Source organism: Luteimonas sp. S4-F44 (genome assembly GCF_022637415.1).
Lineage (GTDB): Bacteria > Pseudomonadota > Gammaproteobacteria > Xanthomonadales > Xanthomonadaceae > Luteimonas.
The window spans coordinates 1,611,273-1,624,889 of record NZ_CP093340.1; the positions used below are offsets into that span (position 1 = coordinate 1,611,273).

The window sequence follows — 13,617 nt, forward strand, 5'->3', positions numbered from 1 at the left end:
CGCCATGGCCCTGGAGATCGAACGCAAATTCCTGGTGACCTCGGACGCGTGGCGCGCTGCGGCGCACGCGGTGGTGCCGATGGCGCAGGGTTACCTCAACGACATGGCCGCGCTCGACAGCGGGGCGCAGAAGGCCTCGGTACGGGTGCGCATCGAGGGCGAGGCGGCGTTCGTGAACATCAAGTCGCGCGCGATCGGCCATACCCGTCAGGAGTTCGAGCTGCCCCTGCCGATCGTCGATGCGCACGCGCTGCTGACGCTGTGCGTCGGCGGCTTGGTCGAAAAGCGCCGACATCTGGTGCAACACGGCGACCATCTGTGGGAGATCGACGAGTTCCTTGGCGACAACGCCGGGCTGGTCGTGGCCGAGATCGAGCTGGACGACGCCGACGAGGCCTTCGCGCGTCCCGACTGGCTGGGCGAGGAGGTCACCGACCACAAGCGCTACTACAACCTGGCACTGGCCGCGTATCCGTTCTCCCGCTGGGACGCTGCGGAACGCGGTTGAGGCGCGCGGCCGGGGACCGGCGCATGATGCGCGCATGAGAATCGACATCTGGTCCGACGTCGTCTGTCCCTGGTGCTGGATCGGCAAGCGCCGCCTGCAACGCGCCATCGCCCTGCTGGGCGAGGGTGCGCCGACGATCGACATCCATTGGCATCCCTTCCTGCTCGACCCCGACGCCGACGCCACGCCGGTGCCGCTGTGCGAGGCCTATGCGCGCAAGTTCGGCGGCGCCGAGCGTACCGCGCAGTTGCTGGCGCAGACGCAGGCCACCGCCCGCGCCGAGGGCCTGCCGTTCGATTTCGATCGCGGCCAGGTCCGCGTGACCACGCTGCCGGCACACCGGCTGCTGGCGCTGGCCGCGCGCGAGGGCGACCCCGACGCGGTCGGCGAGGCGCTGTTCCATGCCCACTTCGCGCAAGGCCGCAACTTGGCCGATCCCGAGGTGCTGGTGGAGGCGGGCGCTGCGGGCGGGCTCGACGCGGCGCGCGTACGGGCGTTGTTGGCCGGCGACGAAGGCGAGGCGGAAGTGCGGGCGCGGATCGCGCAGGCCCAGGCAATGGGCATCCGCGCCGTGCCGACCTTCGTCATCGACGGGCGGCTGGCGGTGCAGGGCGCGCAGCCGCTCGAGCAACTGGCCCAGACCTTGCGCCAGGCGCTGGCTGCCGCAGCGCCTGCTTCGGCCACCGGCGCCGCTTGCGGGCCGCACGGCTGCGCCTGAACACCACGGTGCGCACGCCCGGCGCGATGCGCGCATCTGCGACAATGCGCGTCTGCGCCGACCGGCGCGCTCGATGGAGATGTCCGCAATGCTCGTGATCGGCGTGGCCGGCACCGAACTCACCGCGCAGGAGCGCGACTGGCTGCAGCACGATGCCTGCGCCGGCGTGATCCTGTTCAAGCGCAACGTCGCCTCGCGCGCGCAGATCGCAGACTTGGCGGCCGCGATCCGCGAAGCCGCGCCGCGTCCGCAGTTGGTCTGCGTCGACCAGGAGGGCGGCCGTGTGCAGCGCTTTGTGGACGGCTACACGGCGCTGCCGCCGCTGGCCGGCTTCGGCGTGCAGTTCCGCACCGATCCCGAGGCGGCGCTCGCCCAGGCGCGCGCGCATGCGCGGCGCATGGCCGAGGAGGTGCGCAGCAGTGGTGTCGACTTGAGTTTCGCGCCGGTGGTCGATGTCGGTCACGGCAACCTTGCGATTGGCGATCGGGCGTTCTCGGACGATCCGCAGATCGTCGCCGCGTTGACGCGCGCCTATGTCGAAGGCATGCATGAGGCGGGCATGGCGGCCACGCTCAAGCATTTTCCGGGCCACGGCTCGGTGCGCGAAGACACCCATGTCGACCAGGCGGTCGATCGCCGCAGTCTCGAGGAGATTCGTGCGCACGATCTGGTGCCGTTCGTCGCCGGCATCGACGCCGGCGCCGATGCGGTGATGCTCGCGCACGTCACCTATCCGCAGGTCGCGCCGGAGCCGGCGGGGTATTCGCCGCGCTGGATCGAGACCATCCTGCGCGGTGAGTTGGGCTTTCGCGGCGTCGTGTTCTCCGACGACATCGGCATGGCCGCCGCGTTCTCGGCCGGCGGCATCAAGGCGCGCGTCGATGCGCACCTCGATGCCGGCTGCGACGTGGTGCTGGTCTGCCATCCCGAGCTTGTCGCCGAATCGCTCGCCGCCGTCGAAGGCCGCGCGCTCAACACCATGGCGCTGACCGGCCTGATCGGTCGCGGCCCCCTCGGCTGGGACGGCGCCCTCGCCGCAACCGCCCATCGCAACGGAGACATCGCATGAACATCCCCCGGCTCGACGACGTGCTCGACAGCGCGGACCTGCTGTTCGACCGCGATGTGCTCGACGAGGCGATCGAAGCGATGGCCGACGGTATCGCCGACGACTACTGCGACGACGAGGTGCCGCCGCTGTTCATCACGGTGATGCATGGCGGCATGCCGTTCGCCGCGCAGCTGGCGTTCGCACTGGGCGAGCGCGAGCTGGATCTGCAGTTCGACTATCTGCATGCCACCCGTTACCGCGGCGCGACCACCGGCTCGGGCCTGGCCTGGCTGCACCGTCCGGCCACACCGCTGCAGGGCCGGCGCGTGCTGCTGGTCGACGACATCCTCGACGAAGGTCACACGCTCAAGGCCGTGCGGCACTGGTGCGAGGACCAGGGGGCGAGCGAGGTCCGTGTCGCGGTGCTCGCGGTCAAGGTGCACGACCGCTGCGTGGAGGGCGTGGAAGCCGACTACGTTGGCGTCGAAGTGCCCGACCGCTACGTATTCGGCTACGGCATGGATTTCCATGAGCAGGGGCGCAACCTGCCGGGAATCTACGCGCTGGCCGACTGAGCGCGTCTGGCCGGCGCCGCCCGGTCCGCGCGCCTGCGCTGTATCGGGACGGCGGCGGCCAGGCGCTATCATCCCCGTCCCGCGTCGCCCGGCGCCTGACGAGACTTCGCGATGACCGCATCCATCGACCTGGCCGTGATCGGCGGCACCGGACTGTACGCGCTGGCCGACCTGCAGGATGTCGAGGCGCACCAGCCGGTGACGCGCTATGGCGGTCTGTCGGGTCCGGTGCGCATCGGCACGCTGGATGGCCGCCGCGTGGCCTTCCTGGCGCGCCACGGCGAGGGTCACTCGCTGCCGCCGCACCGCATCAACTACCGCGCCAATCTCGCCGCGCTGCAGGCGCTCGGCGCCTCGCGCGTGCTCGCGCTCAATACGGTGGGCGGCATCACCGAGCGTTTCGGACCGCGCGTGCTGGCGTGCCCCGACCAGCTGATCGACTACACCTGGGGCCGGGTGTCGACGTACTGCGAGGAAGAGGGCAGCGAGGTGCTGCACGTCGATTTCGGCGATCCGTACACGCCGACGTTTCGGCGGGCGGTTGTCGCTGCGGCCGGGCGCGCGGGCGTGGCGTTGGTCGACGGCGGCTGCTACGGCGCCACCCAGGGGCCGCGGCTGGAAACCCGGGCCGAGATCGCGCGCCTGCGCCGTGACGGCTGCGACCTGGTCGGCATGACCGGCATGCCCGAGGCGGGCCTGGCGCGTGAGCTCGGCCTGGACTACGCGTGCCTGGCCATCGTCGCCAACTGGGCGGCCGGTGCCGGCCCCGAGGTCGACGAGGTCATCACCTTCGAGGACGTGCTCGCCAACGTTGCCGCGGCATCGTCGGGAATTCCGGCCCTGTTGCGGGCGCTGCTCGCGACCTGATTGCCACGGCGGTTGCATGCTTTGCATACTCGACCTGCCGGCCGTCCCTTGCAGGCAGGCCGGTATCACGTATCCAGACGAGGTCAGACGTTCATGCAATACGGCACAGTGAAGTGGTTCAACGATGCGAAGGGATTCGGGTTCATTGCGCCCGAGGACGGCAGTGCGGACGTGTTCGTGCATTTCTCAGCGATCAACTCGAGCGGCTTCCGCTCTCTGCAGGAAGGGCAGCGCGTGAGCTACGAGGTGACGCAGGGACCGAAGGGGGCGCAGGCCTCGGGTGTGGCACCGGTCGCCTGACCGCGCTCGCAGGCAGTCACAGAAAAGCCCTGCGTCCGCGGGGCTTTTCCTTGTAGGGGCTTCTCCAATGCGGGCTGGTCAGGCCGTGGGCATCGATCAACGTGCGCCGATGCCGTTGAGAAACAAGTCGATCAGATGCGCCGTGCGCGACGTTGATGACGCGTCCTGCTCTGCGGCGAGCGATATCGCGGTCGCGACATAGACCAGATCATCGAAGCCGACATCCTGGCGGATCGTGCCGGCGTCCTGCGCACGACGGAGCAAGCGCTGTCCTTCCTCGGTCATGGCATCGCAGCCGGGTGTGCCACCCTTCTGGAGCACTGTTCCGAGCGAGGCGGCCAGGTCGCGATACAGGATCGTGTCCGCGACCAGATCCTCGAGATACGCCCGCAGCGCGCGATTGGGATCAAGCGCTGTACTGCGCGCACGGCTGGACTCGGCCAGCGACACGAAGCGCGCGCTACAGGCGGCCGCCAGCAGGGCCTCGCGTGTCGGGAAGCGGCGATACAGCGTGCCGATGCCAACACCCGCGCGTTTGGCCACGTCTTCCAGCGAGGCGCCGGCACCTTTCTCCAGGAACACGGCTTCGGCCGCGGCCAGGATGCGTTCGCGGTTGCGTTGCGCGTCTGCGCGCAGCGGGGAGGGGTCGGTCATCGTCGTCGTTTCGCCACTTGCCAAGTGGAGGATACTTCCATATCTTAATCGGAGGAATCCTCCACTTACGGCAAGGGCCGATGACATGAACAAGCGATTCGAGAACAAGGTGGTCGTGATCACCGGTGGCAGCGATGGCATCGGTCTGGTCACCGCGCAGCACTTCGCCGAGGAAGGTGCGCACGTGTACATCACCGGGCGCCGGCAGGGGCCGCTCGACGCGGCAGTGAAGGCGATCGGCCACGGGGCCATCGGCGTGCAAGGGGATGTCGCCAGCCCCGCCGATCTCGATCGGCTCTACGCCCGGATCCAGCGCGACCATGGCAAGGTCGATGTCGTCTTCGCCAATGCGGGCATCCACGAGAGCGTGCCGCTCGAAACGATCGACGAGGCGCATGTCGACCGCATGCTCGGCGTCAATCTCAAAGGTCTGATCTTCACCGTGCAGAAGGCGTTGCCGCTGATGGCGGCGGGCGGCGCGATCGTGCTGATGGGCTCGTCGGCCGGCAGCAAGGGCATTCCCGACCAGTCGCTCTACAACGCGAGCAAGGCGGCGGTCCGCTCGCTTGCGCGCAGTTGGACGGTCGATCTGAAGGAACGCGGCATTCGCGTGAATACCATCGCGCCCGGTGGCACCGAGACACGCCTGATCCGCGGCTTTCTGGATGCCCAACCCGGATTCGAAGACGCCTTGGTCCAGACCGTGCCGCTCGGACGATTGGGGCAACCCGATGAGATCGCACGCGCCGTTCTGTTCCTGGCGTCGAGCGAGAGCAGCTACGTTGCAGGCGTCGAGTTGCTTGTCGATGGCGGGTACGTCGCCGTCTGACGCCACCTAGCCGCGCTGCGTGATCGCCAAGCGGCCGGCGCGGCGATCGCTGGCAAGGGGGCCGCCGGAGCGACGGACGCCCGATCATCACGGACAGTCGCAGTCGGTCCAATGCGCGCCCTTGGGGGTGTGGCCGATACCCGGGTTGAAGCTGTTGGTCGGGTCGAGCGCGCGATAGAACGCGGCCAGCGCCGGCTTGGCGGGGTAGAGATGGCCCACATTGTGTTCGGCCGGGTACTCGGCGCCGCGTGCGTCGAGCAGGGCCCACATCGCATGTTCGATCGCCAGCGGGTCGTGGCCCGCCTTGACGATGTAGTCCTGGTGGAAGACATGGCACAGGAAGTGCCCGTAGTACAGCCGGGCGGCGAGTGCGGACGCGATCGAGGGCGGCAGGGTCTCGACCCAGTCGCGATCATCGCGTCGCAGCGCGATGTCGAGCGCGACGATGTCGGCGACCTGGCGACGGTGCACCTCGCGGTAGCGGACCGCCGCGCCAGCGATCGCGAAGCGATGCAGGAAGGCCTTGCGGCCCTCGTCGGCGGTACAGCGGAACCAGCTGCCCGATGTGCCGGCGGCGTAATGACGGTCGAGGAACGCCTCGGTCGCGGCCGCCTGCGTGGCGCCGACCTTGAGCAGCAGGTGATGCGCATAGCGATCGCGGAAGTCGCGCAGCCGGCGCGGCAGGTGGTCGGGCAGCAGCGAGACGACCGCCTGCAGCGCCCGGTCGCTCGCGCCGCGCAGGCCGATGCGCTCGAGCACGCCGTCGACCCGACTCTTGAACGCGAACGCCGCCGGAACCTTGTCGGTGCCGAAGCGGTCGATCAACAGGAACACGTCCTTGCCGTACTGCGCGCCGATGTCGAACGCATCGCGGTGCACGTACTCGCCGGCGATCGGCAGGTCGCCCGGCATGGTCAGCAAGTGACGGCGGATCGCGGTGAGATCGTCGGGGTCGTTGCTGCCGATGTAGAGCACGGTCGCCGGTTCGCGCGGGAAAGTGTCGAGCCGCACCGCGAACACTGCCAGCCGGCCGGCGGAGCCGGAGGCCTCGTGCAGTCGTGCGGGATCGGCGTTGTAGCGTGCCGGTGTGGGCGCATCGACGTCGCGCACGTCGTGCGCGTAGCGCCGGTCGGAGGCGACGCGGTCCGGCGGGTCGTGGACGTCGCAGGTCCGGTAGTTGCCGGCCTCCAGTCGCGCGAGCATCGCTTCGGGGTCGTCGCCCAGCTCGATGCCCAGGTGGTTCACCAGCCGCAGCGTGCCGTCGGCGTCTCGCTGCGCAAACAGCGCCAGTTCGGTGTAGGCCGGACCGCGGCGCACCAGCGCGCCGCCGGAGTTGTTGCACACGCCGCCGAGCACCGAGGCGCCGATACACGACGAGCCGATCACCGAATGCGGCTCGCGGTCGAGCGGTGCGAGCGCCTGCTCCAGTCTGTCGAGCGTTGCGCCCGGCAGGCAGACCACTTGCCGGCCGCCGCCCAGCAACTGGATGCCCACCAGCCGCCGCGTGCTGATCAGCACGATGCCGCGGTCGTAGGCGTCGCCGTCCGGCGTCGAGCCGCCGGTCAGGCCGGTGTTGGCCGCCTGCATGAGTACGATTGCGCCGGCGTCGAGGACCGCCTGCAGCACGCGCCACAACTCGACCAGGCTGCCCGGACGGACGACCGCGAGCACCGGACCGTCGCCGAAGCGGTAGCCCTTGCGATAGCGCCGCGTTGCCCGGTCGCCGGTCAGCACATGGCCGCGACCCACGATGCCACGCAGCCGGTCGACCAGCCCCTGGGCGACCAGGCGTGGGGTCATCGCGGCGGCGCGACCAGGGTGTCGCGGCCAATAGCGGCGACGGTGCGTGCACCGGTCAGCGTCATCGCCACGCGCATTTCCTGCTGCAGCAGGTCGAGCAGGTGCGCCACTCCGGCCTGGCCGGCCGCGGCCAGCGCGTAGACGAACGCGCGGCCCAGCAGCACCGCATCGGCGCCCAGCGCCAGCATCCGCACGATGTCCAGCCCGCTGCGCACGCCGGAATCGGCGAGGATCTTCAGCGACCCGCCGACCGCGTCGGCGATCGCCGGCAGTGCATGTGCGGTCGACAGTACGCCGTCGAGCTGACGCCCGCCGTGGTTGGAGACGACGATGCCATCGGCACCGAAGCGCACCGCGTCGCGCGCATCGTCGGGGTCGAGAATGCCCTTGATGACCATCGGCCCGCGCCAGAACGCGCGGATCCACTCCAGATCCTTCCATGAGATCGACGGATCGAAGTTCGCGCCCAGCCAGCCGATGTAGTCGGCCAGTCCGGTCGCCGTGCCGCGGTAGGCGGAAATGTTGCCCAGGTCGTGCGGTCGTCCGTGCAGGCCCACGTCCCAGGCCCAACGCGGATGCGTGGCCGCCTGCCACAGGCGACGCATCGCCGCGTTGGGGCCGCTCATGCCTGAGTGCGCGTCGCGGTAGCGCGCGCCGGGCGTGGGCATGTCGACCGTGAACACCAGCGTGCTGCAACCGGCGGCCTGTGCGCGCTCAAGTGCGGCGCGCATGAAGCCGCGGTCGCGCAGCACGTACAACTGGAACCACATCGGCCGATCGATCGCGGGGGCGACTTCCTCGATCGCGCACACCGACACCGTCGACAGCGTAAAGGGGATACCGCGCGAAGCCGCCGCGCGTGCCGCCTGGACCTCGCCACGACGTGCGTACATGCCACTCAGTCCGACTGGCGCGAGCGCCGCGGGGAATGCCAACCGCTCGCCGAACAGCTCGGTCGACAGGTCCAGGTCGGCGACGTCGCGCAGCACGCGCTGGCGCAGGGCAATGCCTTCCAGGTCGGCGACATTGCGGCGCAGGGTCTGTTCGGCATATGCGCCGCCGTCGATGTAGTGGAACAAGAACGGCGGCAGCCGCCGCCGGGCGGCGGCGCGGTAGTCGGTCGAGGCGGCAATGATCATGGCAGCAGCCTTCAGCTGTGCGACGGCGGCAGGCGCGAGGCACGGGCGCGGCGCGCCTCGTTCTCGTCGAGTTCGCGCAGCGAGGTGTGCACGAACGCAAGATGGGTGTGCGCGGCGGCGCGGGCGGCCTCGGGATCGCCCGACAGAACGGCGTCGCGCATCGCCCGGTGCTGCACCAACAGCGGTTCGAACGTGCGCGCCGAGACGTAGAGCATTTCCCGGCTCTGCGAGATGTTGGTCTGCAACAGGTCGAACATCCCGCGCATGACCTGCAGCAGCACCAGATTGTGCGAGGCCTCGGCGATCGACAGATGGAATGCGGCGTCGGCGCGCGCTTCGCCGGCCGGGTCGTTGCGACCGTGCAGCGCCGTCATCGCGTCGAAGGCCTCGGCGATTCGCGCGCGGTCCTCATCGGTCGCACGCAGCGCGGCGTGCCAGGCAGCCATGCCCTCCAGGCCGTGCCGGATCTCCAGCACGTCGTAGCGGTACTCCGGATCGCTGCGGAACACGCCAAGGAACGGTTGCAGCGGTGCGATGCGCGGGAAGGCAGGCGCGTCGTGCGCGCACAGGTAGGTGCCACCGCCCTGGCGCGCATGCAGCACACCCTGACTTGCGAGGCGGGCGATCGCCTCGCGCAGGACAGTGCGCGACACGCCCAGCTCGAGCGCGAGGGCGCGTTCGGGCGGCAGGCGGTCGCCGGGGCGCAGCGCGCGTGCATCGATCAGCGCCAGCACGCGTTCTGCAACCTGGTCGGACAGACGCACGCGACGCGCGCCGATGGTATCGGGGCGGGTGGCAGGGGCGGGAAGGCGCATCCGGGACTCCATGTCAGTTCGCTTGCAACGTGCTGGCCGGCCAGGCATCGCCGCGTTCGCGCCGGCGATTCGAGATCGAATTGGTACGACCAAATTAAATACGATGGGCCGGCGATGTGCGACGAGTGTAACGAAACGAGCGCATTTATCGTCAAGACGACCAAAGTCTCAGATCATTGGTCACACCAATACATCGCGAGTCGATGTTCGCAGTGGACGCGCGGGGCGAGCGTACGGTCGGTGACGCCCTCGAAACCGCGCCGCCGCCCGTCGAGACGCGTTTGCATAGTCGAGCTGGCAGGGGGGCGCGACCAGCCGTGTGCTCATGCCGCTCGACGCGCCTACGACGAAGACGTCGCATTGCCTGTCCGTGCCGAGGTGTTGACGCCCGATGGTCTCGCCGATGCCGGGCGATGCGGCCAAGTCGCGGTCGGTGCAGGGGCATCCTGACCGCGACCGGCGCCGCGTCAGCGTGCGGACGGTTGCCAGCGCAGGGCCAGCCCGTACTCGCGCCCGGGCTGGCGATACCACGCCACCGTCTCGTAGTCCTTGTCGAGCAGGTTGGTCGCCCTTGCTTCGAGCGTCCAGGCCGGTGCGAACGCCCACGCCGCGCGCAGGTCGAGCGTGCCGTAGCCGCCGACGCGGAGCGTGTTGGCGGGATTGTCGTAGCGGCTGCCGGCGCCGCGCAGCGTGGTGCCGATGCGGAAGTCGCCGACGCTGCGGTCGATGTCGAGCCGGCCACTGTTGCGCGCGCGTCGGGCGAGCAGGTTGTCGCGGTAGGCGCCTTCGCTGCGGTCGCGCGGGTCGACGTGGCTCAACTCGGTCGACAGGTCCCAGCCGGCGAGGGTGGTCGCGAACGTCAGCTCGGCGCCACGGATGCGGGCTTCGTCGATGTTGCTGCCGCGACCGACATAGTCCGGCGGCAGATAGACGAACACGATCAGGTCGTCGATGCGGCTTTCGAAGACGTCGAACGACCAGCGCCACTGGGTCGCCTGCTGCGCGATCCCGAGGTTCATGCTCTTGGCGCGTTCCGGCTTCAGGTCCGGGCTCTCGGAGCCGGGGTAGTACAGGTCGTTGAAGGTCGGGGCCTTGAAGCCGGTGCCGGCGCTGGCGGTGACGCGGAAGCCGTGGGCCAGGTCCATGCCCCAGCCCAGGCTGCCGGTGCCGTGACCGCCGAACTGTTCGTTGTCGTCGTGGCGCAGGCTCGCCTGCAGGCGATGCGCACCGAAGCGACCGCGGTACTCGACGAACGTCGCGTAGTTGTCGCGCGCGGTCACCGCGTAGCGGGTGTCGCTGTCGACCTCGTCAGCCTGCCAGTCGAAGCCCAGGCTCAGGCTCTGGGTTGGCGCCAGACCGAAGTCGGCCTGCACCGAGGCGGTGTCGCGGCGGGTGTCGATGCGGCCAACATCGCTGCGCGTGCCAGTGTCGGCATCGCGGAAGTAGGTGCTCGACTTGTCGTAGGCGCGGCCGGCCTGCGCGGTTAGGCGCACGACGTCGGAAGGCGCATAGACCAGCGTCCCGCCCGCCACTTGCTGCACGGTGTCGGCCTCGTTGCCACCGAAGAGGCTGCCGTCGTACTGGTTGAACGCGTCGGCATGCAGCGCATGGCCTTCCAGGCGCAGCGCGTCGGTCAACTGCACACCGGCGCGCAGGTTCAGCGAACGGTTGCGGTAGCCGTCGCGGTCGGGCTCGTCGACGAAGCAGCCCTGGAACAGCGCCGCCGAGCCGCGGCAGGCATCGATGCCGTCGGTGCGCTGGAACGCCGCATCGACGCCGAACCAGCCCCGCCCGCTGCGGCCGCCGATGCCGGCGCTGGCTTCGCGCAGGCCGTGGCTGCCGGCACCGATCCGCGCGTGCGGCGAGATCGCACCCTCGTGGCGGCGGGTGAAGATCTGGATGACGCCGCCGATCGCCTCCGAGCCGTAGAGGCTCGAACGCGGGCCGCGCACGATTTCCACGCGCTCGATCTGGTCGACCGGCAGGTCCTGGATTGCTGGCATGCCGGCGGTCGCGCTGCCGATGCGCACGCCATCAACGAGCACCAACACATGGTCGGATTCAGCGCCGCGCAGGAAGATCGAGGTCAGCTTGCCCGGGCCGCCGCTGTTGCCGATCTGGATGCCGGCGCGGCCGCGCAGCAGTTCCGGCAGGTCGCGCGCCTGACTGCGTTCGATCTCGTCGCGGTCGATGATCTGCGCCGGCACGAGGCTGTCGGCCAGCGCGGTCTGGGTCCGGTTGGCGGTGACGAGCACGGCATCGAGTTCGCCGGGGGCGGCGAGCGCTGACGGAGCGAGCAGGGCAGTGGCGATCGCCATGGTCAGGGTGCGGAACGGCATTGCGGTCTCCTTACGCGCGCGCATCAAACGCGCGTCGGGCGGGCTGGCGAAGATCGCGGGAACGGGCGCGCACGGACCGCCGTCCAGGCGCAGGAAACGCCCGGAACGTCGTCGCAATGCCCGCCGCATCGCAATCAAGTGGAACTTCGAGGCCGGTCTCCGGACTTGCGCGTGGGCGTTCTGAGCCCAAGCGTCGCGCCTTCCCGTGCGCAGGGCACAGTGGCGAGAAGCGACGCTTGCACACGCTTACCGTTGCGGGGGCAGTGCCGGAATGGGGTCGCCTCGCAGCGCCCGTCACCGGCTTCCCGTTTCAACCCGGACAGGCCGGGTCACCGCGAAGCAGGCGCGATTGTACGCCAGCGCTTCGCCGGTTCAGCGCTCGGTAGTGTCCGGCATCGCGTCGTCGCGATCGCCCGCGTCGTGCAGGATCGTGGTGACTGGGCCGGCCGCGGTCCGTGCGCGCGTGTCGGGCAATTGCGCGGTCGCCGCCTCGGCGGCCTCGGCCAGTTGCAGGCGACGCGCCTCGGGCACGTCCTGCCAGTGGCAATCCAGCAGCGCGCCCTCGATCGAGTACAGCAGGTTGAGGCTGGGCCGAAAGCCCGCCCGGCGCACGCGCACGAAGGCCTCGACCGCGCCCGCCGCCTCGAGATCCTCGCGCGTCCGCAGCCCCACCTGCCGCAGCCACGCCGCCGACCTTGGGCCCAGGTTGCGCAGCTTCGGCGCGCTCAACGTGCGTGCTCGACGTAGAGCTGCGCGAGCGCTTCGAGCCCGGCCTGATCGTCGGCGTCGAACCGGGCCGGCAGTGGACTGTCGAGATCGAAGACGCCGATCAGGCGGTCGCCGGCGACCAGCGGCACGACAACTTCGGATCGCGACGCGGCATCGCAGGCGATGTGACCGGGAAACGCATGCACGTCGTCGATGCGCTGGGTCTGCCGGGTGCGCGCCGCGGCGCCGCACACGCCTTTGTCGAGCGGAATACGCACACAGGCCGGCAGGCCCTGGAACGGCCCGACGACCAGTTCGGTGCCGTCATAGAAATAGAAACCGACCCAGTTGAGGTGCGGCAGCGCGTGATAGACCAGCGCCGAAAGGTTCGCGGCGTTGGCGATGGGGTCGGATTCGCCGTGCAGCAGGGCGCGGGCCTGCGCCGCGAGCGCGGCATACTGGTCGGCCTTGCTGCCGCTCAGAGGTGTGGAAGTGAACATGTCGCGCAGTGTAGCAGCGGGGTCGCGCCCGCCCCGCCGCGTCGTCGCAGGCGTCTCGACCGGCGTGCCGGCATGAGCGCGCGCACGTGTCTGGTCACCGGGACCGATACCGGCATCGGCAAGACCCACGCCAGCGTGGCGTTGCTGCAGGCCTTGCGCGCCGACGGCCGCCGCGCGGTCGGCATGAAGCCGGTCGCCAGCGGCTGCGATTGGCAGGACGGCGGCTGGCGCAACGAGGATGCGCTGGCGCTGCAGGCCGCCAGCCGGCCCCGGCCGGCGTACGCCGACGTCAACCCGGTGGCACTGCCCGAAGCGACCGCGCCGACCCTGGCCGCGCGCGCGGCCGGCGTGGTCGTCGAGGCCGGCCTGCTGCACGCGGCGCACGCGCGGCTGGCCGCCACGGCCGACGTGGTGCTGGTCGAGGGCGCCGGCGGCTGGGCCGCGCCGCTGGCCGAGGACATCGAGCATGCGGACCTGGCGCAGTGGCTGGGCGGCGCGGTGGTGCTGGTGGTCGGGCTCCGGCTCGGCTGCCTGAGCCATGCCCGGCTGACCGCACGCGCAATCGCGGCCGACGGCTGCCGGCTCGTGGGCTGGGTCGGCAACCGGATCGATCCGGAGTTCTCGCGCGCCGACGACTATCTCGGCCTGCTCGCCGACGCATTGCCTGCGCCGTGCCTGGGGGTATTGCCGTTCGTCGGCGACGGGGGCGGCCCCGAGACCGGCGCCCTGGTGCTCGATCCGGCCTGGATCGACGCGCTGCCGCGTCGATCATGATCAAAGGGTGGGTGGCACCCGCGGCACGAGCCGCGGATGC

The 13,617-nt window shown here is 70.1% G+C and carries 15 protein-coding genes and 1 riboswitch; of the genes, 8 read left to right on the forward strand and 7 right to left on the reverse strand.

From position 1 onward, the window contains the following. The first annotated feature begins 4 nt into the window (after nucleotides 1-4). The 6 genes from MNO14_RS07285 (at nucleotide 5) to MNO14_RS07310 (ending at nucleotide 4,019) form a co-directional block, all read left to right on the forward strand. A complete protein-coding gene (locus tag MNO14_RS07285; RefSeq protein WP_241946025.1) occupies nucleotides 5-508 on the forward strand; it encodes a CYTH domain-containing protein in 504 nt (167 codons plus the stop codon). 34 nt (nucleotides 509-542) lie between these two features. Continuing rightward, nucleotides 543-1,226, forward strand: a complete 684-nt coding sequence (locus tag MNO14_RS07290) for a DsbA family oxidoreductase (RefSeq protein ID WP_241946026.1) — start codon at nucleotides 543-545, stop codon at nucleotides 1,224-1,226. 88 nt (nucleotides 1,227-1,314) lie between these two features. Next, complete coding sequence (nagZ, locus tag MNO14_RS07295; RefSeq protein ID WP_241946294.1) at nucleotides 1,315-2,295, forward strand: beta-N-acetylhexosaminidase; 981 nt, start codon at nucleotides 1,315-1,317, stop codon at nucleotides 2,293-2,295. Further along, entirely contained in the window at nucleotides 2,292-2,852 is a 561-nt protein-coding gene (locus tag MNO14_RS07300; RefSeq protein WP_241946027.1) for a hypoxanthine-guanine phosphoribosyltransferase, read from the forward strand. Before nagZ ends, MNO14_RS07300 begins: the two co-directional genes overlap by 4 nt. A gap of 111 nt (nucleotides 2,853-2,963) precedes the next feature. Continuing rightward, nucleotides 2,964-3,719 (forward strand): S-methyl-5'-thioinosine phosphorylase, encoded by a 756-nt coding sequence (locus tag MNO14_RS07305; RefSeq protein ID WP_241946028.1) that lies wholly within the window; start codon nucleotides 2,964-2,966, stop codon nucleotides 3,717-3,719. A gap of 93 nt (nucleotides 3,720-3,812) precedes the next feature. Continuing rightward, a complete protein-coding gene (locus tag MNO14_RS07310; protein WP_241946029.1) occupies nucleotides 3,813-4,019 on the forward strand; it encodes a cold-shock protein in 207 nt (68 codons plus the stop codon). Nucleotides 4,020-4,115: 96 nt separating this feature from the next. On the opposite strand, the gene MNO14_RS07315 is transcribed toward MNO14_RS07310, so the two are convergent. After that, nucleotides 4,116-4,673 carry a TetR/AcrR family transcriptional regulator gene (locus tag MNO14_RS07315; RefSeq protein ID WP_241946030.1) on the reverse strand — a complete coding sequence of 186 codons (558 nt, stop codon included), beginning with the start codon at nucleotides 4,671-4,673 and terminating at the stop codon, nucleotides 4,116-4,118. A gap of 85 nt (nucleotides 4,674-4,758) precedes the next feature. Between MNO14_RS07315 and MNO14_RS07320 the strand changes: the two genes are divergently transcribed. Beyond that, nucleotides 4,759-5,502, forward strand: a complete 744-nt coding sequence (locus MNO14_RS07320) for a glucose 1-dehydrogenase (RefSeq protein ID WP_241946031.1) — start codon at nucleotides 4,759-4,761, stop codon at nucleotides 5,500-5,502. A gap of 87 nt (nucleotides 5,503-5,589) precedes the next feature. Here MNO14_RS07320 and dld read toward each other — a convergent pair whose 3' ends face one another. From dld to MNO14_RS07350, 6 genes are all read right to left on the reverse strand, one after another. Next, nucleotides 5,590-7,302, reverse strand: coding sequence for a D-lactate dehydrogenase (gene dld, locus MNO14_RS07325; protein WP_241946032.1), 1,713 nt, complete (start codon nucleotides 7,300-7,302; stop codon nucleotides 5,590-5,592). Next, the gene (lldD, locus tag MNO14_RS07330) at nucleotides 7,299-8,441 is read right to left on the reverse strand and encodes an FMN-dependent L-lactate dehydrogenase LldD (RefSeq protein WP_241946033.1); all 1,143 of its coding nucleotides are present in this window, start codon (nucleotides 8,439-8,441) and stop codon (nucleotides 7,299-7,301) included. The genes dld and lldD overlap by 4 nt, the downstream gene beginning before the upstream one ends. Before the next feature lie 11 nt (nucleotides 8,442-8,452). Continuing rightward, complete coding sequence (lldR, locus tag MNO14_RS07335; RefSeq protein WP_241946034.1) at nucleotides 8,453-9,256, reverse strand: transcriptional regulator LldR; 804 nt, start codon at nucleotides 9,254-9,256, stop codon at nucleotides 8,453-8,455. 467 nt (nucleotides 9,257-9,723) lie between these two features. Continuing rightward, entirely contained in the window at nucleotides 9,724-11,595 is a 1,872-nt protein-coding gene (btuB, locus tag MNO14_RS07340; RefSeq protein ID WP_241946035.1) for a TonB-dependent vitamin B12 receptor, read from the reverse strand. Between the two features lie 132 nt (nucleotides 11,596-11,727). Then, nucleotides 11,728-11,947: riboswitch (cobalamin riboswitch) on the reverse strand. A 20-nt stretch (nucleotides 11,948-11,967) separates the two neighbouring features. Beyond that, complete coding sequence (locus MNO14_RS07345; protein ID WP_343226417.1) at nucleotides 11,968-12,324, reverse strand: TfoX/Sxy family protein; 357 nt, start codon at nucleotides 12,322-12,324, stop codon at nucleotides 11,968-11,970. Beyond that, on the reverse strand, nucleotides 12,321-12,803 hold the full coding sequence (locus tag MNO14_RS07350) for a GAF domain-containing protein (RefSeq protein ID WP_241946036.1): 483 nt from the start codon (nucleotides 12,801-12,803) through the stop codon (nucleotides 12,321-12,323). Before MNO14_RS07350 ends, MNO14_RS07345 begins: the two co-directional genes overlap by 4 nt. 72 nt (nucleotides 12,804-12,875) lie before the next feature. Here MNO14_RS07350 and bioD point away from each other — a divergent pair, with 72 nt between their 5' ends. Further along, complete coding sequence (gene bioD, locus MNO14_RS07355; RefSeq protein ID WP_241946037.1) at nucleotides 12,876-13,577, forward strand: dethiobiotin synthase; 702 nt, start codon at nucleotides 12,876-12,878, stop codon at nucleotides 13,575-13,577. Nucleotides 13,578-13,617: the final 40 nt, after the last annotated feature.